This is a genomic window from Streptomyces nodosus (assembly GCF_008704995.1).
Classification (GTDB): Bacteria; Actinomycetota; Actinomycetes; order Streptomycetales; family Streptomycetaceae; genus Streptomyces; species Streptomyces nodosus.
Genome location: NZ_CP023747.1, coordinates 7193168 through 7212987 on the forward strand (window position 1 = coordinate 7193168; position 19820 = coordinate 7212987).

Sequence of the window (19820 nt, forward strand, 5' to 3'; positions counted from 1 at the left end):
CGTCCGCCACCGTACAGGGGGAGAACGCCCCGGCCCATGCCGCCGGTCAGTCGGCCTTCGCGCGGTGGATCGCGACCAGGGCCACATCGTCGCCGAGCCGTCTTCCCACATGCCGGCGCAGATCGGTGTGGACGGCCTCGATCAGCGCCTGGGGCGGCAGCTGTGCCCAGGTGGGGAGCCGGTCGGCCAGGGGGTAGAAGTCTCCGGCCCGGTTGCGGGCCTCGATGACACCGTCGGTGTAGAGGAGCACCGTCGCGCCGGGCGGGAAGTCCACCGTGTCGGCGCGCGGGCCGTCACAGCCGAGATCACCCAGCCCGAGGGGCGGCGCCGGGGCGGTGGGCTCGAGCGGGACGACACGCCCTCCGTCGATGAGCAGCGGCGGCGGATGACCGAGGTTGACCATGAGCATCGGGCCGTCGCCCTTGTCGGGCACCTCCAGTATCACGGCGGTGACGAACTCCTCGAGCGCCAGGTACCGGCCCGCGTCCTCCCGCCGGTCCACCGAGGAAGCGCGCAGGTCGTCGGTGAAGTCCTCCTCGAGATCGGTCACCATGGCGCACAGCGAGCACCGCCGGCGGACGGCTCTGCGGAAGGCACTCACCACATAGCTGGCGGTCTCCAGCGCCGCCAGCCCCTTGCCGTGGGCGTCACCGATCAGGATCCGCACCTGTCCCCCGAGGTCCGCGACCCCGTAGACATCCCCGCCGACCGAGGCCTCCTCGTCGGCCGCCACATAGACCGAGGCCAGGGACAGATCGCCCAGCTGGGGCGGCAGCGGTTTCAGCAGCACACGCTGTGTCACCTCGGCGACCGCCCGGGTGTGCGCCAGTTGGTTCTCTCTTCGCTCCCGTATCCGGCTGGCGCCCACGGCACCCAGGCTGATCAGCAACAGGGCACCGAGCTGGGCGTAGAAGTTGGCCCAGCCGACCACCAGATTCACCTTCGCCGTCAGCACCACACAGGGGACGGTCACCAGGGTGACCGCCAGCACGCCGGCCGGTGAGCAGAACACCGCCGCCAGGGCGGGCGCCGCCACCATCAGCGGTGCCAGCCGGACCCCCTGGCCCGAGAGCTTGTCCGCCATCAGCAGCGCCACCGGCAACAGCAGCAGCCCCCCGGTGATCAGCCGCGGACGACCGCACATCGTGGACCAGCGCTCCGGGTCGCGGGTTCGGTGCCGCGACGCCACCAGTCGCAAGGCCACCACCTCCCGGCGGCTGCCGCACCTTCCGCCACGGCGCGGCTGTGGAGGCCGGGCAGGCACCGCGCCGCCCCTTGGGGCAGGCGCCTCCCGGGCCGCGCACTCAGCCTCGCACGCGGCACTGCCGGGCGCACGCCGGGGCGTGTACCGCGATCGCCGGGAGGCGAACGCGTCGTTCCGTGGCTCTGGCCGAGGTGGATCACGCGTGCTACCAAGGAGCATGCCTGGACACGAGGGATACGACGCCGTGATCGTCGGCGGGGGCCACAACGGACTGGTGGCCGCCGCCTATCTCGCCCGGGCCGGGCGCTCGGTGCTGGTACTGGAGCGGCTGGACCACACCGGGGGCGCCGCCGTGTCCACCCGGCCGTTCGCCGGGGTCGACGCACGGCTGTCGCGGTACTCGTACCTGGTCAGCCTGCTGCCCGGGAAGATCGTGCGGGACCTCGGACTGGACTTCAGGACGCGGCAGCGCACCGTGTCCTCGTACACACCGGCCGAGCGCGACGGACGCCCCACCGGACTCCTCGTCGGCGGCGGCGAGCGCCGGACCAGGGAGGCCTTCGCCCGGCTCACCGGATCCGACCGGGAGCACGAGGCCTGGCAGCGCTTCTACGCGATGACCGGCCGGGTGGCCCGGGGGGTGTTCCCCACCCTCACCGAACCCCTGCCCACCCGCGAGGAGCTGCGCCGCCGCATCGACGACGAGGAGGGGTGGCGGGCGCTGTTCGAGGAACCGATCGGCGCCGCCGTCGAGGCCTCCTTCACCGACGACCTGGTTCGCGGGGTCGTCCTCACCGACGCGCTCATCGGGACCTTCGCCGACGCCCATGACTCCACGCTGCGGCAGAACCGCTGCTTCCTGTACCACGTCATCGGCGGCGGCACCGGCGCCTGGGACGTGCCGGTCGGCGGGATGGGCGCGCTCACCGACGCGCTGGCCGCGGCCGCCCGTGCCGCCGGAGCGGTCGTCGCCACCGGGCGGGAGGCGGTGCGGATCGAGACCGACGGACGCACCGCCGAGGTCACCCACCGGGGCGCGGACGGAGAGGGCACCGTCGCCGCCCGGCACGTCCTGGTGAACGCCTCACCGCAGGAACTGGCCCGGCTCACCGGGGACACACCCCCCGCCCCGGCCGAGGGCGCCCAGCTCAAGGTGAACATGCTGCTCACCCGGCTGCCCGCGCTGCGCGACCCCGAGGCCGATCCGCGCGAGGCCTTCTCCGGGACCTTCCATGTCGCCGAGGGCTATGAGCAGTTGGCCACCGCCCATGCCCAGGCCGCCGCGGGAGCGCTGCCGGCCGCGCCGCCCTCGGAGATCTACTGTCACTCGCTCACCGATCCGACCATCCTCGGCCCCGACCTGACCGAGCGGGGCCATCAGACCCTGACCCTGTTCGGCCTCCACACGCCCGCCCGGCTCTTCGCGCACGACAACGACGGCGCCCGGGAGGAACTGCTGAGGTCGACGCTGGCGCAGCTGAACGCCCATCTCGCCGAGGACATCGAGGACTGCCTGGCCCTGGACGCGGACGGGCGCCCCTGCATCGAGGCGAAGACCCCGCTCGACCTGGAGCACGAACTGCGCCTGCCCGGCGGCAACATCTTCCACCGCGAGCTCGCCTGGCCGTACGCCCAGGAGGGCACCGGCCGCTGGGGCGTGGAGACCCGGCACGCCAATGTCCTGCTCTGCGGCGCCGGAGCGGTGCGCGGCGGCGGGGTGAGCGGGGTGCCGGGACACAACGCGGCGATGGCCGTCCTCGAGGACACCGGACGGACCGGGCCGGAACCGGCTCCCGGCCGGTGAACCGCCGCGGCCCGCACACCGGGCGGCCGGGAACTTGACCCCCTCGGGCGGCCCCAGGAGGATCACGGCAGGCAGTGGTCGGACGAAGGGGCGGTCTCCATGGCGCAGTTGACGACGGCGGGACGGAGCATCACGGTCGACGGCACACTGCGGCGCAGCGCACGGCGCACCCCCGAGCGCACGGCGATCCACTACCGGGACCGCTCGTGGACCTATGCCGCACTCGACGACGCCGTCTCCCGGGCGGCCCGGATGCTGCGCGAGTCCGGGCTCGCGCACGGGGACCGGGTCGGCGCCTACGGCCACAACTCCGACGCCTATCTGATCGGCTTCCTGGCCTGCGCCCGCGCCGGACTGGTGCATGTGCCGGTGAACCAGAACCTGACCGGGGACGACCTGGAGTACATCCTCGAGCAGTCCGGCTGTGCGCTGGTCCTCGCGGATCCGGCTCTCACCGGGAACCTTCCCGAGGGCGTCCGGGTGCTGCCGCTGCGCGACAGCGACGACTCCCTGCTGGCCCGGCTCGCCACCACCCAGCCGTACGACGGGGAGGAGGCGCGCGGCGAGGACCTGGTGCAGCTGCTCTACACCTCTGGCACGACCGCGCTGCCCAAGGGCGCGATGCTGACCCACCGTGCGCTGGTGCACGAGTATCTGAGCGCGATCACCGCCCTGGACCTGAGTCCCGGCGACCGGCCCGTGCACGCGCTGCCGCTCTACCACTCCGCGCAGCTGCATGTCTTCCTGCTGCCCTGTCTTGCCGTGGGCGCGCAGAACACCGTCCTGGACGCACCCGACGGCGACCAGCTCCTCGAGCTGATCGAGGAGGGCCGCGCGGACAGTCTCTTCGCGCCGCCCACCGTATGGGTCTCTCTCGCGGGCCGCCCCGACTTCGCCGACCGGGACCTGAGCGGGCTGCGCAAGGCCTACTACGGCGCCTCGATCATGCCGGTGCCGGTCCTGGAACGCCTTCGGGAGCGGCTGCCGCGGCTGGCGTTCTACAACTGCTTCGGACAGAGCGAGATCGGCCCGCTGGCCATGGTCCTCGGGCCCGACGAGCACAAGGGGCGCATGGACTCCTGCGGGCGCCCGGTGCTGTTCGTGGAGGCGAAGCTCGTCGACGCCTCCGGGGCCGATGTGCCGGACGGGGAGCGGGGTGAGATCGTCTACCGGTCACCGCAGTTGTGCGAGGGGTACTGGAACCGGCCGGAGGAGACCGCGGAGGCCTTCCGGGACGGCTGGTTCCACTCAGGGGATCTCGCCGTACGGGACGCGGACGGCTACTTCACGATCGTCGACCGGGTCAAGGACGTCATCAACTCCGGTGGTGTGCTGGTCGCCTCACGGCAGGTCGAGGACGCCCTCTACACCCATGAGGGGGTTGCCGAGGTCGCGGTGATCGGGCTGCCCGACGAACGCTGGATCGAGGCGGTCACCGCGGTCGTGGTACGCCGCGGCGAGGTGACCGAGGCCGAACTCCTCGCCCACGCCCGGGAGAAGCTCGCCCGTTTCAAGGCACCCAAACAGGTGCTGTTCGTGGACCGGCTGCCGCGCAACGCGAGCGGAAAGATCCTCAAGCGGGAGCTGCGGGACCGCTTCACCCGGGCCTGACCGGCCTGTCCCGCCGTGGCGTCCGGCGGTCAGGGCCCCGTCAGGGAGGTCAGCCGGGCGGCGGCCCGGGCCCGGGCCGTCTCCAGGACGGTGAGCAGCAGCGCCTTGCTGTCGGCGCGGTCGCGGACGTCGCACAGCACGACCGGTGTCGACGGATCGAGGTCCAGCGCCGCCCGTACCTCCTCGGGCGTGCAGTCCCGGCGCCCGTCGAAGCAGTTGACCCCCACCGCGAACGGGATCTCCCGGGCCTCGAAGAAGTCGATCGAGGCGAAGGAGGCGTCCAGGCGGCGTGTGTCCGCGAGGACCACGGCCGCCAGCGCCCCCGTCGCCAGGTCGTCCCACATGAACCAGAACCGGTCCTGACCGGGGGTGCCGAACAGATAGAGCACCAGCTCCGGAGCGATGGTGATCCTGCCGAAGTCCATGGCGACCGTCGTCGAGGACTTGCCCTCCACACCGGACAGATCGTCGATGCCGAGGCTGGCCTCGGTCATGTGTTCCTCGGTCTCCAGCGGGGGCACCTCGCTCACCGAGCCGACCAGGGTGGTCTTGCCCACACCGAAGCCGCCCGCGACGAGGATCTTCAGTGCGGTCGGCATGACCGGCTCAGAGCCGACGGATACCATCCATCACCCTTTCGATGAGTTCCACACTCGGCTGGTCGTCCTGCCCGGGCGGGGCCTGGACGATGATGAGTGAGGCGTTGAGCAGATCCCCGCAGAGGATCTTCACCACGCTCACCGGCAGGTCCAGATGTGCGGCGATCTCGGCGACCGCCACCGCGCGATCCCGGCACAGGCCGAGGATCTGGGCCGACTCGGGCTCCAGATCCTCATGCCTGGCTTCCCGCGTGGACCGCGAGACGACCAGCGTGATCAGTGTGAACGTGTGCCGGCTGTGGCGGGTGCGCCCACCGGTGATGGCGTACGGCCGTAAGTGCCGGCCGGCCTCCGCGTCGTCGAGCCACCGGGGCTCACGCATCCTGAAGCGGACCGCCGGAAGGGGTCTGCACGCGTGGTGCGGCGCTCAGATACTCGCCGACCTGCTTGACGAGTGTGCCCATCTCGAAAGCCATCATCCCCACGTCCACTTCCTCGGAGGCGAGTGCGGCCAGCCGGGCACCCCTGCCCGCGGCCGTGACGAACAGGAACGCTCTTTCCATCTGGATGACCGTCTGCTGGACCTCGCCGCCGTGGAAATGACGGGCGGCGCCGCGGGCCAGGCTGTGCATGCCCGAACCCACCGCGGACAGATGCTCGGCGTCGTCGCGGCGCAGGTCCTTCGACTTGCCGATGAGGAGGCCGTCCCCGGACAGCACGATGGCACAGCGGATCTCGGGGATCCGGTCCACCAGGCTGTCGAGGAGCCAGTCCAGCTGCGGACCGGGTTGTACCTGCTCAGTCATTGTGTGACGTTCCCTCACAGTTGATTGGCGCCGGGGTCGCGCGGATCGGCCGGCCGGGTGTCCGCGCCGTCCGCTCCGTCCGTCCCGTCCGTTCGGGACGTCCGGGCCCGCTCCAGCCCCTGCTGAATGGCGATCATCGCGCGCGCCGACGCATCCGGGGAGATGACGCCCTGGTCCCTCTCGCCCTCCCGTCGGCCTTGTGCCTGTGCCGCCTCCCGTCGCAGTTGCTGCGCGAGGCTCGCTCCCCGGGTCCGCTGCGGGAGGACCCGGGGAGTCGTCGGTGGGCGCCCCGCCTCGGGGGCGGGCGCCTGCCCGGCGGGCGCGCCCTGCCCGCGGCCGGGCTCGCGGCCGGGCGGCGGCCCGGTGCGTGGAGCGGGGTCCGGCGGGGGCGGTACGGGGTGCTCCGACACCGGCGGCAACAGACCTGCACCTCCGTACTCGGGGAAACCGCTGTGGTCCGGGACGCGGGAGTGGACGAGCGGTTCGGCAGCGGCGGCCACCGGGGCCGCCGCACCACCGGCCACACCGGCGAGGGCCTGGTCCCCGGTGCCGGGCAGAGCCTGACCGGCAGCGGTCTCCAGGGTGTGGCCCGCCGCCGCGGCCGCCGAGGTGAGCTGGTCGAGGACCGGCGACCGGTGCTCCTCCAGCAGGGCCGAGGGCAGCACCACGACGACGAGCGTGCCACCGTAGACCGACTCGCGCAGCTCCACCTTGATGCCGTGCCGGTCGGCGAGCCGGGCCACCACGAAATGCCCGAGGCGCGGGTCCTCGCCCAGGGCCGTCATGTCCACCCTGGGCGGATGGGCGAGCAACTCGTTGGCCTGGGCGATCTTTTCCGCCGGCATGCCCAGACCCTGGTCCTCGACATGGACGGCCAGGCCCTTGGCCACCTTGGTCGCGCTCACCGACACCTGGGTGTCCGGCGGCGAGAAGCTCGTGCCGTTCTCGATCAGCTCGGCGAGCAGATGGGTGACGTCCGCGACGGCCCGGCCCGCGACGGCCAGACGCCGGTCCGCGGGCAGGTTCTTCACCTTGACCCGGGTGTACTGCTCGGTCTCCGCGACGGCACTGCGCATCACATCGGTGAGGGAGACCGGCGCGGTCAGCCTGCGTCCCGGCAGGGAGCCGCTGAGGATCATCAGGTTCTCCGCGTGGCGCCGCACCCGGGTGGCGAGGTGGTCGACCTTGAAGATGTCCTTCAGCAGGTCGGAGTCCTCGTGCTTGCGCTCCAGGTCGTCCAGCAGCGAGATGAGACGGTGGACGAGGATCTGGGTGCGGCGGATGAGCTGGGCGAAGACCTTCTCGGTGCCCTCACGGCCCAGGGACTGGTGCATCGCGGTGTCCGTGGCGACGCGGCCCAGCCCGTCGATGGCCCGGGCCAGCCGCTCCAACTCGTCGGTGGAGTGCCGGCCCTGCGGGGCGGGCGGACCCGCGTCGACCCGCTCGCCCCGTTCGATCCGGGCGAGCAGCTGGGGCAGCGTACGGGTCAGGTCCTCGGTCCGGGACTGCAGTTCGGAGACCCGGCCTAGAGTGGCGCGGCGGGCGCGCAGCGCCAGCACCGCGCCGCCGGTGAGTGCGGCCAGGGTCGCGGCGGTGCCCACCAGGATGCCGAGCAGCAGATCGTCGGCGCGGTCCGAGGCGTCGCCCGCCAGCCCGCGCAGGGAGTCCGAGCCCAGCGCCTGCAGATCGGGGAGCACCGCGTCGGCCGCGTCGGGCCAGGCCGAGGCCGTGCCGGGCAGCCCGGTACCGGCCCCGGTGACGGAGTCGCCGACGTCCCGGAGCGTCGTCCACCGGCGGCCGTCGGTGAGCCGCGCATAGGCGGCGGCCGTACCGGCGGGCAGATCGCCCACGGTCAGCGTCGCGCCGAACTCGCGTCGGAGCGCCAGATACTGTCCGAAACGGGTGCGGTCGGCCGAGGACATGCCGCCGGAGGGCAGTGCGCCGGACAGCAGTGCGTCCTGCCGCGAGAGCATCTCCGTGATCTGCACCAGGGACACCGTGGCGGACCCGCCGTGCGCCAGGGATCCGTCGTCGCTGCGCACGGCCGCGGTCACCAGCAGCACGCCCCGGCCGATGGTGTCGGTGAAGTACTGGAAGGCGTCGGCGGTGGACAGGGTCCGCCCGTCGATCGCGTCACGCTGTTCGGGGAGGGCGGCCAGCGCCTCGTCGAGCGAGGTCGCCCGGCGTCGCAGGGCGGAGCCGCCCGAGGCCGCGGAGCCGCTGGAGGCGGTGAGCGCGGCGTCGGTCTCCCGGCGCGCGGCGTCCAGGGCCGCGCGCGCCGCGCGGGAGTGCTTCGCCTGCCAGACGGCGGTCGCCCGGCGCTCGTTCTGCAGGGCGGTCAGCACGGACTGGGCCGGCCGGGCGACGGCCGAGTCGCGGTCGGCGTCCGTCTGCAGCTGAACGCGCTCGTCGAGGAGACCGGCCGCGGTGTGGCCCCACAGCCCGGTGAGACATAGCGCGGGCACCACGAAGGGCAGGACGAACGAGAACCGGAGAGATCTGCGCGGGGCCGACCGACGGCGTGAACGCCGGTCGCGGGTGCCTGGCATCTGATTCCTCGTACGGCAGTGAATCACTGGTTCGGTGGGACGGTGCTCGGTGTCGGACGTATCCGCCTGCGAAGTTGACTGACCGTCAACTACGGCGACCAGGCTGCACCGTATCAGGATCATGGCTCAGCGTCAGCACTTGTTCACAGCAACTGCCAAAGCCCTTAAGGCAGTTGGCCGAGAGTCGCCGTGAACGGCCGCCCACGGCCCGGCGTGTGTGCGGCGACCGGTCAGAGCAGGGCGAGGAGTCTGGGGGTGTACAGCGCGCTCGCCGTCTCGATGCCGGCCACCATGTCGAAGTAGATCGCCGTCAGCTCGGGGTCCCTCCCCACGGCCCGCAGCAGGGACAGCCGCTGTTCGTGCGGCGTGAGCTGAGCCACCCCCAGGGTGGCCTCGTAGCCGGGCAGCAGCGCCTCGTCCCGCTTCTCGGCGAACTCCGCCAGGGCCGCGTCGAGTTCGGCCGGATTCCCGCCGAGGCGTCCGTCCAGACCGCGTACCAGGTCCTCCACCTGGAGGAACGCATCGCTGATCCCGCGCGCGGTGATGGAGTCCTTGTGGTGCCCCGCGTCGCCCACCAGCACCCATCCCGGGCCGGTGGGCCGGCGGAAGAAGTTCTGCTGGTCGCCGGTGCCGCGCAGCCGTTCGAGCGGCTTTCTGCCGGCCAGCCGCTCGTCGAGGGCGGGCGCGGTGGCGCGGATCTGCTCCCGGTAGGCGCGACGGGCGTCGGTGCGCACCTCCTCGAAACGGGACTGCGGGAAGTAGGCGAGCACCAGGGTCGCCGCGTCATGGGTCGCCACCGCCGCCACCCAGCTGTCCGGGCCCTCATGGAGCTCGAGCGAGGCCGGGACGCCTTCCCAGTAGGTGTAGTAGGCGCAGGTCAGCCGCGGATCGCTCACCGTGTACGGCGCCTGCGCCAGACGGGCGACGGTGGAGCGCATCCCGTCGGCGCCGATCACCAGACGGGCGCGTTCGGTGAAGGCCCGGCCGCCGTGGCGGCCCTCCACGCCGACGACGCGCCCCTGCTCGTCCCGCAGCAGTCCGGTCACCCGGCAGCGGTCGCGCACCTCGGCACCCGCGGCGGCCGCCGCCTCCACCAGGAGGGCGTCCAGGATGTGCCGCCTCGGGGCGAACCCCGCGCGCTGTCCCTCCACGCCCCGGGAGCACCCCTCGAGGCGGATGCCGGCGACGTCGTAGGACACCCGGTCCAGAGGAGGGCACCCGGAGGCGCGTATCGCGTCCAGCAGGCCCCAGCGCGCCAGCGCGGCCACCCCGGGCTGGTGGATCAGATGGGTGGAGAGCGTGTCGGTGCCGAAGGGCTCCTTGTCGAGCAGGAGTACCCGGTACCCCGCACGGGACAGGAGCAGGGCGGTGGGCGCACCGGCGCAGCGCGCGCCCACCACGATGGCGTCGAACATAGGGGTTGCCTCACAACGAACGTCGGAGAGTGGGATGGCGTGGTGCGGTGACCGGACCCGGCCGGTTCAGCGGGAGCGCCGGAGTTCCTCGAGCAGCCCCCGCCGGTCGATCTTGCCGTTGGTGTTCAGCGGGAGTTGCTCCCGCACGGCGACACGGCGGGGCAGCATGTACGGCGGCAGCCGTTCGCCCAGGGCCGCGAACAGCCCCTCGGGCGTGCAGCCGGTGCCCTCGACCGCGGCCTCCAGCTCCGGTTCGCCGTCGGCGGCGTGCACCGCGAGGACGACCGCGTCCCGCACCCCGGGCTGCCGGCGCAGCATGGCCTCCAACTCACCGAGTTCGATCCGGTGTCCGCGGATCTTGACCTGGTGGTCGGTGCGGCCCAGATGGATCAGCCGGCCGTCGCGCACCATGACCCGGTCCCCGGTGCGGTACCAGTGCCGGCCGGTCGGCGGCCCGTCGCCGCAGGGCCGCCCCTCGGGGGTGAGGAAGCGTCCCGCGTCGTTCGCCGGGTCGAGATAGCCCGGGAAGCGCAGCGGACCGCGGACGCACAGTTCGCCGCTGTCGGCGGGCCGGCCCTCCTGGTCGAGCAGCAGCACCTCCAGGGACGGGTGGGCGGTACCGATGGGCGCCGTCCCGTTGGGGGTGTCGGGCCATGCGGCGGGGTCGTCGGGGAAGCGGTAGGCCGTGCAGGAGATGGTGAGTTCGGTGGGGCCGTAGAGCACCTCGAGACGGCCGGCGGGCGCGGCGGCCCGCCAGGCGCGGGCCGCCTCCAGGGTGAGGGGCTCGCCGCCGAAGACGCTCCATCGCAGGGTGGGCATGCTGCCCGGCTCGAGGGTGCCGAGACGGGAGGCGAAGGAGATCAGCGACGGCACCGAGAACCAGTGGGTGAGCCGCAGCTTGTTGATCGCCTTCACCGGGGACAGCAACTGGCCCCGCCGGGGCACCACCAGGGTGCCGCCGCCCTCCCAGGCGACGAACAGATCGTGCACCGAGCCGTCGAAGGTCAGCTCGAAGGACTGCGAGAGCCTGCTGCCCGGCGCGATGTCGTAACGCGGGGCGACCCGGTCGAGATAGGCGCAGATGTTGCGGTGCGCGATGGGCACTCCCTTGGGGGTGCCGGTCGACCCCGAGGTGAAGATGAGGTACGCGATGTCGTCTGGACCGGTCCCCGGCTCCGGCAGCCGGGGCGCGGGACCGTCCCCGAGCGGGATCAGGTCGCCGGGCGGCACCGTGAGGACGGGAACCCCCAGTCCGGTGCCCGCCCCCGCGGTGTCGGTGAGCACGACCTCCACCTCGGCGGCCTTGACGATGTCGACCGTACGCGCCTGCGGATGCTCGGGGTTGAGGGGCACGACGGTCGCTCCGGCCCGCAGCACGGCGAGATAGCCGGCGTACGCCGTCACCGAACGGCCCGCCAGCAGGCCCACCCGGCGCGGCGGGACGGCGCCGGAGGCCGCGACCAGCCGGGCGGCGAGCCGCTCGGCCAGCTCGCGCAGCCGGGCGTAGCCGAGCCGGTCCTCGCCCACCTCCAGCGCCGTGGTGTCGTCGCCGTACCGCTCGGCGGAGCGGGCGAAGCGTGCATAGAGGGTTCCCGGCCCGCTCATCGGGCGACCGCCTCCAGATCGCGGGTCCAGCGGCGCAGCTCGCCCACGGTGCGTAGGCTGCCGAACTCCTCCGGGTCGACCTCCAGACGGGACCGTTTGGTCAGCTCGACCACGATCCGCAGTTTCGCCAGCGAGTCGATGCCGATGTCGGTGAGCGTGGAGGCGTCGTCGAAGCCGGTGCGGGCGTGCTCGCGCAGTACCCAGGCCGCCAGATCACCGGAGTCGTCCCGTTGTCCGCCGGACCGGTGGGGCCGGGTCTGCCAGGGGTAGGTGGGCAGCGGCACGAAGCGTCCGCGGGCGCCGAACACCTCCTCCCAGTCCATGTCCTCGCCCCGGCGGTAGCGGTCGGCGACGGCCGACACCGGCCCGCCGTCGGGGGCCGGGGCACCGGTGAGCGCCGCCACCAGTTCCGCATGGGTCCCCCCGGCCACCGCGAGCCGGTGGGCGTGGTGCTCCCGGCGGGTGGCCGCGCTGAAACAGATGTCGCGCACGGAGTACCCGGATCCCGCGCCGCCGGGGGAGAGATGGGCGGCGTAGGAGCGCGCGAGCGCCTCCAGGGCCGCGGGGGTGCGCGCGGAGAGCACCAGCACGTACGCCGTGCGGTGCGCGGCCGGTGCGGCGGGAGCCCGCACCGGGTCGGGGCTGCGGAGCACCACATGCGCGTTGAGCGCGGAGGAGCCCTGCCCGGAGACCCCGGCGACGGCGGGGCGGTCCAGCTCGGGCAGGTCGACGGGCGCCCCGGGCACCACCAGCGGCAGCTCGTCCCAGGGCACCTCCGGGTTCGGCACGGACAGATGCAGGCTGGCGGGGACCCGGCCGTGCCGCAGGCAGAGCACCGCCTTGATCAGTCCGGCCAGTCCGCCCGCGGCCTCGGCGTGTCCGATGTTGGTCTTGACCGAGCCGACGAGCAGCGGGCGGTCCACCGGCCGTCCCTCGCCCAGGACCTGCCCCAGCGCCGTCAGCTCCAGGGGGTCGAGCGCGGGCGAGCCGGAGCCGTGCGCCTCCACGTAGTCGACGTCGGCGGGATCGATGCCGGCGTCCTCGTACGCCCAGCGCAGCACGTCGATCTGGCCCTCGAGGGAGGGGTTGAGCACCGAGTCGCTGGTGTGTCCGTCGTTGCCGACGGCGCTGCCCTCGATCACGGCGAGCACCCGGTCGCCGTCGGCCAGCGCGTCCGTCAGCCGCTTGAGGACGACCACCGCCACCGCGTCGCTGGGCGCGTGGCCGTCGGCGCCGGCGTCGCCGAACTTGCTGCGTCCGTCGGGAGCCATGCCGCCGGCCTGGGACATCACCAGACCCTCGTCGGGGCGGAGTGTGAGGTTCACCCCCGCCGCCAGGGCCAGCGGGCACTCCCGGGTGCGCAGACTCTGTACCGCCTGGTGCACGGCCACCAGGGAGGACGAGCAGGCGGTGTCCACGACCAGGCTGGGGCCGCGGAAGTCGAAGAGGTGGGACAGCCGGGCGGGCAGCAGCGAACGGAAGTTGTTCAGCTGGGCGGCCGTGGCGCTCTCCGGGCCATGGCGCAGGGCCAGTTCGAGGTGGTCCGCGCGGGCGTTGCCCACGAACACACCGGTGCGGGTGCCGGCGATCCGGTCGGGCGGCAGTCCGGCGTCCTCCAGCGCCTCCCAGGCCGTCATCATCAACAGGCGCTGCTGCGGGTCGAGTTCCGCCGCCTCGGTGGCGGACATCCCGAAGAACTCGGCGTCGAACTCGGCGATCCCGTCGACATGGCCGGCACGACGGGCGGCCAGCCGGCCCGGAGCGGGAACGGGTGAGTGCAGTGCGTCCGCGTCATACCGTTCGGGTGGGGTGTCGCTGAGGACGTCGAGGCCGTCCTCCAGGAGGGCCCACAGTTCGTCGGTGCCGGATGCGCCGGGGAGCCGGCAGGCCATGCCGACCACCGCCACCGACCGGGCATCCACATCCGACCTGCTCATGACATTTCTCCTTCGCGGTTTCGAGACTGTCCGTGACGATGGCGCGGCTGACCCGGCCGCGGGCATCGGTGGGCGCCGCCCGGCACGACGGCATCACCGGGCCCGCCCCGTGCACACGCCATGGCGTTCATGGCGCCGTACCGCGAGGCACCCGGTTCCGGGCGGAAGAGGACGGTTCGCTCATGAGCCCGGCGGCTGTTCCCGCCGGGTTCGTCCGTCAGACGGGAAAATCTCCCGAGCGGGTCGGCGGCCCCCCGTCCGCGGAGAGCCGGCGGGTCGCCGGAAGCGATGCGGACTTTGGCTGGAATTCCCGGCCGGCACCCCGGCCGAAAAGACACCGCGGCTGCCGCTCATGGCCGGCAGCCCGCCGCGCGAACCCTCCTTGCCCCACCCCGCTGTGCCCTCTCTCGCAGGTGCATCGCACACACTCGTTCCACAGGGATCACACGAGCAGAACGCACCCCACCCGTACCTGCTACCGGACGGTCGAACGAAAGCTCGATCACTCGATGGCATGCCGGGGTGAATGCGTCGGCGTCGAAAACCAGCCCGCCGCACGATTGTCGTACGCCGAGCGGTTCCCGCTCGATCGCTGCTGCGGGATTGGCGTGAAGTCATCGCGAGAGGGTGAGGCCCGGAGTCTTCTGGACGGGCTCCGGGACTGGGCGTTCGTGGGCCCCGGAGGCGCGGTGGTCACCCGGGTCCGTCGGCCATCTTCCTTTCCTGCGTGGGGAGTTGATCGTGAGACAAGTGATACGGAATTGAGTGGGAGAGGCGATCCGCGAAGGCCGGGCTTCTGATTTCATCTGACCCCATGGATCCCCTCTCATCCGACCAGGCCCGGCTCGCGGGCGAGCAGCGCCGGCTGCGACTGCAGATTCTCGGCCTCAACACCGTCGAGGCGGAGGCCACCTTCGACCGTGTCGCGCGACTCGCGGCCGGCTTCACCCAGTCACCGTTGGCCATGGTCAACTTCATCGACGACGAGCGGCAGATGTTCCGCGGGATGTATGTGCCCACCGCCTCGCCCGAGGACCGGGTGCACCCCGAGGGCGGCGGAGTCGCCTTCGATCTGAGCGAACTCTCCCGTGAGGCCCCCGGCGACCACGGCTTCTGCCCCCATGTGGTGGCCCAGGGGTCCCAACTGGCCCTCGACGACGTGTTCGACTACCCGCGCTTCAAGGGCAACCCCCTCGTCAACGACCTGGGCGTGCGCTCCTATCTGGGCACCCCGCTGCGTGACCACACCGGCATGATCCTGGGCACCGTGTGCGTCGCGGACTTCAAGCCCCGCACCTGGGACCGCGGACTGCGCGAGGGCATGCAGGAACTGACCGAGACCCTGCTGTCCGAGTTCAGGCTGCGCGACAGCCTCCTCGCCCAGCAGCAGGAGCTGTTCGCGGTCTTCGACGGCGCTCCCTTCCCCATCATGCTCACGGAGGGCCCCGACCACCTGCTGCGCTACGCCAACGGCAGGCAGGGTGCCGCCTTCGGCAGGGTCCCGCAGTTCAGCCCCGGACGGACGGTGCTGCCGGGCCTGGAGTCCCTGGGACTGTTCCACGCGTTGGACGAGGCCTTCCGCACCGGGCGGCCCAGCCAGTTGTCGTGCGCCCGGGTCGCCACCCATGACTCCTCGGTACCCCAGGACTTCACCTTCCTCTGCACCCCGGTGCGTACCTCTCCGAGCGCGCCCATCAGCGGCGTCCTCACGGTGGCCATGAATGTCACCGGGCAGGGCCGGCCGGGCGCCGAGCAGCAGGCCTTCGCGGCGAATGTGCAGGAGCGGTTCGAGCGGCTCGGAGCCGCCGGTCTGCCGGGCGGGGCGCAGGGCCGACGGATGGAGAACGCCGGCAACCACCACTGAGCCCCGGTGGGTGCCCCGGGGCGCTCGGCGGCCGCGCGGGAGCGGTGCCACCGGCCGCCCGGAGACCCCGTCAAGCTTCTGGAGGCATCTCTTTCCATGACCTGTCGGCGGTGAGGCGCGCTCGCTAGGCTGACCGCCGACGACGAACCGGGAGGAGCACGGACGTGGCCGAGAGCACCACCCAGCAGCAGTTGCTCACGGGCTGGGACAAGCCGCAGCTGGACCTGAGCAACGCCGACTGGCGCTCCAGCAGCCGAGGGCTCGGAGATGTCCAGATCGCCTTTGTCGAGGGCTTCATCGCGATGCGCAACGGCGGCAGCCCCGAAAACCCTTCCCTGATCTTCACCCCCGCGGAGTGGGGCGCCTTCGTGTCGGGAGCCCGAGAGGGGGAGTTCGACCTCACCTGACCCCTCCGAACCCTCGCCGGTGGCGGAAATTCCGGACACGCGGCCGTCGCACCCGTGCCGGAACCGGCCTCTGCGTCAGGCTGGCCCCGTAGGAATCAACCGCGGTGTGCCGGAGGCGAGCAATCCATGACCACCCTGCCGGTCGTCGCGGCCGTAGACGGATCGGACGACAGCCTGCGCGCCCTGGAGTGGGCGTCGGCGGCCGCACGGCTGCGGGTGGCACCGCTGCATGTGGCCCATGTGCGGCAGTACGGGCGCGGGGCGCGGCCCGGTGTCCCGGGCGCCGTACCTCCGGAGCCCGGCGCGGACCCGGTGCTCGACCAGGCCCGGGCGCGGCTGGGGGACCCGGCCGGGATCCCGGCCGTGGAGTACCTCTGCCCGAACGGCACCCCGGCCGCCGTCCTGTCCCAACTGGGCGACACCGCCCAGCTGATGGTGCTCGGCTCGCGGGGCCGCGGCGGCTTCGCCAGTCTGCTGCTCGGCTCCACCGGCCAGGCGGTCGCACGGGACACCGACTGCCCGGTGGTCGTGGTGCCGCAACCCGGACGTGAGGTGCACCAGGGCCCGCCCGTCGCACCGGGGCCGCGGGTCGTCGTCGGACTGCATGTCGACAGCCCCGCCGAGGCCGTACTCGCCTTCGCCTTCGCGGAGGCGGACCATCGCGGCGCCCTGCTCCAGGTGGTCGCCGCCTACCCCTGGCCCCCGCTCCCGGTCTGGCCGGCGCCCGGGGAACTCGGGGCCCCGGTGGTCGACGAGGAGGCCGTCGAGGAGGAGATCCGCACCCTGTCGGCGGGCTTCCTCACCGGCCACCGGGAGCGCCACCCGCGGGTCCGGGTCGATCTCTCGACCCCGCCCGGCGACGCGGCCGGTCATCTGGTCGCGGCCTCCGCGGGCGCCGAACTGGTCGTGGTGGGCCGCCACCGCCGACGGCTGCTCGCTCCGGCCCGCATGATCGGTTCGGTGGCCAGGGCGGTACTGCTGCATGCGGCGAGCCCGGTCGCGGTCGTCCCACCGGGAGCGGAGCCGTCCCGCACCGACGGTTGACCGCCCGGGACACCCGGCGACCAGGGCGCGGGCGGCGGACCACGGTCGGGCCGCGCGACGCGGGGAAGCCGCGCGGCGTGAGGTGATCCGGTCCTTCGCAGGCCGACCCTGAGGCCTGCTTTTCTCCCGGGCACGTACCATTGCGGCATGTCCTTCCTCCGCCGCCGCAGCGCCACTCCCGCCGGACCCGACTTCGACGTACTGGCCATGGATCCGGGGGACTGGCCGGGCAATCTCGGCGCCGGTCTGCTGCCCGCCCCCGACGGCAGCTGCCAGGGCGTCTTTCTGCGCTACGACCTGTTCGGCGGTCGCGGCCCCGCGATGATCATCGGCAATCTGCCCGAGGGCTCCCCCGCCCGCGACGTCGCCGAGGGCGAGATTCCCTTCGAGGTGGCCCAGCTCCTCTTCGCGCTGGAGAACGACGAGGAGATCACCGTCGTGGGCAGCGAGGACATCCCGGTGATGCAGGGCGACAATCTGCTCATCGTCCGTCGCCTCAAGCTCTCCGAGAGCCGGATCTCCTGCGTCCAGTTCGATCGCAGCGACAACGTCCTGGTGACCATCGCGGCGTGGGACCGCCCCATCACCGACGACCTGTACGCCCTGCTGAAGCCGCTGCCCGCGGAGCTGTTCCAGCAGGGCTGAGCGCCGGAGCGCAAGCGGAGCGAAGGCACCCGAGCGAGGACGGGGGCCGGGACCGTCGAAGGGTCCCGGCCCCCGTGCCGCGCTATGACCGTGACGGCACCACTTGCACATCGGCCGCCCGGACGTACGCCACCCGGTGCCCGTACTGGATCTCGTAGTACCGGTCCTTGCCGACGACGACCCGATGGGTGTCCGGAGCATAGGTGACCGCGTAGTAGTACTCGCCCGGCACCGTGTCACCGACGGCATAGCTCTGCCCCGCGGGCAGCCGATACGGCAGCGGAGAGACATCCTGCACCGGCACGCCCGCCGGGTAGGCCGCCGCCTCCGGATACGCCCGGCCGTAGACCGGGATGTCCGTGAGGCCGGGCCTGGGACGCACCACAAGGCCGGACGCGTCCACCGCCGTCGGCTGCTTCCCCGGATTCTTGAACCAGGCCTTCCGGCCCAGATACCAGATCGCCGTCCAGTCCCCGTCACGGCCCGCGACCGCGTACTGCTGGCCGGTGGACACCCGTGAGGCCACGTCGTTCACATCGGTCGTGGAGTCCTCACCGCCGGGACGCAGCCCGATGTCCTTGATCAGCGGCGCCTTCTCGTCCGGCGCGGTGTACAGCCTGACCTCGCTGGAGCCGTGCACCGCGCAGGGCCGGCCCGCCGTCGCGCAGCCCGTGTACTCGGGGCGGTTCGCGGAGTAGCCGGGCAGGATCGTCACCAGACCGCCTCGGGGGCCCGCCGTGGCGTGGAACGGCTTGCCGAGCAGGGCGAAGTAGTGCCGCCAGTCCCAGTAGGGACCCGGGTCGGTGTGCATGCCCGGGACCGTCGAGGTCGTCGGGCCCGGCACATTGTCGTGCCCGAGGATGTGCTGCCGGTCCAGCGGGATGCGGTACTTCGCCGCGAGATACCGCACCAGCCGCGCCGAGGAGCGGTACATCGCCTCCGTGTACCAGGCGTCCGGCGAGGCCAGGAAGCCCTCGTGCTCGATGCCGATCGAGGTGGCGTTGACATACCAGTTGCCCGCATGCCAGGCCACATCCTTCGCCTTCACATGCTGGGCGATGTGCCCGTCCGTGGAGCGCAGCGAGTAGTTCCACGACACATAGGTCGGATCCTTGATCAGATCGAGGACCCCGTCCCAGGAACCCTCCGTGTCATGGATGACGATGGATCTGATGCGCTGGGAGGCCGGACGGTCGCCCACGTCGTGGTTGCCGTAGTCGTCCTGCCCGAACTGCTCGTAGGGTGCCGGGATCCACTCGCAGGACACGGTCCTCGGACACTCGGTCCCGTCCGTGTCGGAGGCGCGCAGCCCGGTACGGCCCAACTGCGCGGTGTCGGCCCTCAGACCGGGCTGCGCGGCGAGGGTCACTCTCTGCCCGAGGTCCGTGGTGCGTCGTTCACCCTCGCGCATCACCTGAAAGACCTCGCGGGCGTAGGCGTCCGCCGTGGCACTGTCGTCCGCGCCCGAGAACGTCGCCACCGCCCCGTACCAGTCGGCCGGGTCCTTGCTGAGCGGCGCTCCTAGGTGTTGCTGGGCGGCGGCGAGCAGGGCGGCGCCGCCCGCGATGTTCGACGCCGGGTCGGCGCGCAGCCGGTCCGCCGGGATGCCGGTCAGGGCGGCGGCCCTGGGCAGGCTGGTGAGCCGGTCCGGAAGGGCGGAGTCGGCCGGCTCCGCCGCGGTGGGCAGCAACGGGGGACGGGCCTGGTCACCGCGGGCGTCCTCGGTGCCCTCGCTGTGGTGGGCCGCCCCCGCGAGCGCGGCGCGGGCGTCGGTGAGGTGCATCGGGCCGTAGCCGGCCGCCACGCTCGGCGCACCCCCATGGGCGTCCCAGCGGGACTGGAGGTACGACACACCGAGCAGCACGCTCTGCGGTACGTGATAGGTGTCGGCCGCGGCGGCGAAGGCGCTCTGCAACGGGGGCGAGCCGCCGGGCGGGCCGGCCGGGGCGGCGCCCAGCAGGGGCAGCAGCAGTGCCGCCGAGGTGGCGGCGACCGCAGTCCGGCGGGCGCGTCTGCGGCGAGAGGTGGTGTGGGGGGCAGGGGCGGGACCGCGCAAGGGGGCCTCCTGGGGACGGTCGGACGCATGGGGCGTACGGGGGCCGAGCGTGCGTCAGTGGTACCGGCTCTTCGACGATCCGTCAATCATGCCCGGAGGCGGGGGATTTCCCATGTCAGCGGTGCTGGAACGGAGTTTTGCGGCGGCGGTGGCCCGGCCTGCGGGGCGTCAGTGGAGTAGACCGGTGATCGGGCGGAGGCGTTGCGGATGTCCCCCGAAAGAGGTGGGCACACGACGAAGGCCCGTGGTGCGCCGCCGTTGCGGGACACCACGG

15 protein-coding genes are annotated in these 19820 nt (G+C 72.6%); 6 read left to right on the forward strand and 9 right to left on the reverse strand.

Features of this window, described 5'->3' with window-relative positions:
• Positions 1-46: 46 nt before the first annotated feature.
• On the reverse strand, positions 47-1189 hold the full coding sequence (locus CP978_RS32045; RefSeq protein WP_227745667.1) for a PP2C family protein-serine/threonine phosphatase: 1143 nt from the start codon (positions 1187-1189) through the stop codon (positions 47-49).
• Between the two features lie 232 nt (positions 1190-1421).
• Between CP978_RS32045 and CP978_RS32050 the strand changes: the two genes are divergently transcribed.
• Positions 1422-3008, forward strand: a complete 1587-nt coding sequence (locus CP978_RS32050; RefSeq protein WP_043446794.1) for a phytoene desaturase family protein — start codon at positions 1422-1424, stop codon at positions 3006-3008.
• A 99-nt stretch (positions 3009-3107) separates the two neighbouring features.
• The gene (locus CP978_RS32055; protein ID WP_043446796.1) at positions 3108-4619 is read left to right on the forward strand and encodes an acyl-CoA synthetase; all 1512 of its coding nucleotides are present in this window, start codon (positions 3108-3110) and stop codon (positions 4617-4619) included.
• A 29-nt stretch (positions 4620-4648) separates the two neighbouring features.
• Here CP978_RS32055 and CP978_RS32060 read toward each other — a convergent pair whose 3' ends face one another.
• From CP978_RS32060 to CP978_RS32090, 7 genes are all read right to left on the reverse strand, one after another.
• Positions 4649-5245 (reverse strand): GTP-binding protein, encoded by a 597-nt coding sequence (locus CP978_RS32060; protein WP_043446799.1) that lies wholly within the window; start codon positions 5243-5245, stop codon positions 4649-4651.
• Positions 5226-5600: a DUF742 domain-containing protein gene (locus CP978_RS32065; protein ID WP_043446803.1), complete on the reverse strand. Its 375-nt coding sequence runs from the start codon at positions 5598-5600 to the stop codon at positions 5226-5228. Before CP978_RS32065 ends, CP978_RS32060 begins: the two co-directional genes overlap by 20 nt.
• Positions 5593-6024 (reverse strand): roadblock/LC7 domain-containing protein, encoded by a 432-nt coding sequence (locus tag CP978_RS32070; protein ID WP_158508371.1) that lies wholly within the window; start codon positions 6022-6024, stop codon positions 5593-5595. The genes CP978_RS32065 and CP978_RS32070 overlap by 8 nt, the downstream gene beginning before the upstream one ends.
• Positions 6025-6038: 14 nt before the next feature.
• Positions 6039-8573, reverse strand: a complete 2535-nt coding sequence (locus CP978_RS32075) for a sensor histidine kinase (protein WP_170307435.1) — start codon at positions 8571-8573, stop codon at positions 6039-6041.
• A gap of 230 nt (positions 8574-8803) precedes the next feature.
• Positions 8804-9988, reverse strand: a complete 1185-nt coding sequence (locus tag CP978_RS32080) for an FAD-dependent oxidoreductase (protein ID WP_043446809.1) — start codon at positions 9986-9988, stop codon at positions 8804-8806.
• A gap of 66 nt (positions 9989-10054) precedes the next feature.
• Positions 10055-11593, reverse strand: a complete 1539-nt coding sequence (locus CP978_RS32085) for an amino acid adenylation domain-containing protein (protein ID WP_043446812.1) — start codon at positions 11591-11593, stop codon at positions 10055-10057.
• A complete protein-coding gene (locus tag CP978_RS32090; RefSeq protein WP_043446815.1) occupies positions 11590-13530 on the reverse strand; it encodes a beta-ketoacyl synthase N-terminal-like domain-containing protein in 1941 nt (646 codons plus the stop codon). Before CP978_RS32090 ends, CP978_RS32085 begins: the two co-directional genes overlap by 4 nt.
• Before the next feature lie 814 nt (positions 13531-14344).
• Here CP978_RS32090 and CP978_RS32095 point away from each other — a divergent pair.
• From CP978_RS32095 to CP978_RS32110, 4 genes are all read left to right on the forward strand, one after another.
• Entirely contained in the window at positions 14345-15394 is a 1050-nt protein-coding gene (locus tag CP978_RS32095) for a GAF domain-containing protein (protein ID WP_043446817.1), read from the forward strand.
• A gap of 164 nt (positions 15395-15558) precedes the next feature.
• The gene (locus CP978_RS32100; RefSeq protein WP_043446820.1) at positions 15559-15801 is read left to right on the forward strand and encodes a DUF397 domain-containing protein; all 243 of its coding nucleotides are present in this window, start codon (positions 15559-15561) and stop codon (positions 15799-15801) included.
• Between the two features lie 126 nt (positions 15802-15927).
• Positions 15928-16845, forward strand: coding sequence for a universal stress protein (locus tag CP978_RS32105; protein WP_043446823.1), 918 nt, complete (start codon positions 15928-15930; stop codon positions 16843-16845).
• 147 nt (positions 16846-16992) lie between these two features.
• Positions 16993-17490: a hypothetical protein gene (locus CP978_RS32110; protein ID WP_043446826.1), complete on the forward strand. Its 498-nt coding sequence runs from the start codon at positions 16993-16995 to the stop codon at positions 17488-17490.
• Positions 17491-17572: 82 nt separating this feature from the next.
• Here CP978_RS32110 and CP978_RS32115 read toward each other — a convergent pair whose 3' ends face one another.
• A complete protein-coding gene (locus CP978_RS32115) occupies positions 17573-19546 on the reverse strand; it encodes an N-acetylmuramoyl-L-alanine amidase (RefSeq protein ID WP_043446828.1) in 1974 nt (657 codons plus the stop codon).
• Positions 19547-19820 lie beyond the last annotated feature (274 nt).

What these genes read in the sequence shown, in the direction of transcription:
- CP978_RS32050 (WP_043446794.1), top strand. Translation starts at nt 1,422, where the DNA reads ATGCCTGGACACGAGGGATACGACGCCGTGATCGTCGGCGGGGGCCAC.
- CP978_RS32060 (WP_043446799.1), bottom strand. Translation starts at nt 5,245, where the DNA reads ATGGTATCCGTCGGCTCTGAGCCGGTCATGCCGACCGCACTGAAGATC.
- CP978_RS32090 (WP_043446815.1), bottom strand. Translation starts at nt 13,530, where the DNA reads ATGAGCAGGTCGGATGTGGATGCCCGGTCGGTGGCGGTGGTCGGCATG.
- CP978_RS32095 (WP_043446817.1), top strand. Translation starts at nt 14,345, where the DNA reads ATGGATCCCCTCTCATCCGACCAGGCCCGGCTCGCGGGCGAGCAGCGC.
- CP978_RS32105 (WP_043446823.1), top strand. Translation starts at nt 15,928, where the DNA reads ATGACCACCCTGCCGGTCGTCGCGGCCGTAGACGGATCGGACGACAGC.
- CP978_RS32065 (WP_043446803.1), bottom strand. Translation starts at nt 5,600, where the DNA reads ATGCGTGAGCCCCGGTGGCTCGACGACGCGGAGGCCGGCCGGCACTTA.
- CP978_RS32110 (WP_043446826.1), top strand. Translation starts at nt 16,993, where the DNA reads ATGTCCTTCCTCCGCCGCCGCAGCGCCACTCCCGCCGGACCCGACTTC.
- CP978_RS32075 (WP_170307435.1), bottom strand. Translation starts at nt 8,573, where the DNA reads ATGCCAGGCACCCGCGACCGGCGTTCACGCCGTCGGTCGGCCCCGCGC.
- CP978_RS32070 (WP_158508371.1), bottom strand. Translation starts at nt 6,024, where the DNA reads ATGACTGAGCAGGTACAACCCGGTCCGCAGCTGGACTGGCTCCTCGAC.
- CP978_RS32080 (WP_043446809.1), bottom strand. Translation starts at nt 9,988, where the DNA reads ATGTTCGACGCCATCGTGGTGGGCGCGCGCTGCGCCGGTGCGCCCACC.
- CP978_RS32055 (WP_043446796.1), top strand. Translation starts at nt 3,108, where the DNA reads ATGGCGCAGTTGACGACGGCGGGACGGAGCATCACGGTCGACGGCACA.
- CP978_RS32085 (WP_043446812.1), bottom strand. Translation starts at nt 11,593, where the DNA reads ATGAGCGGGCCGGGAACCCTCTATGCACGCTTCGCCCGCTCCGCCGAG.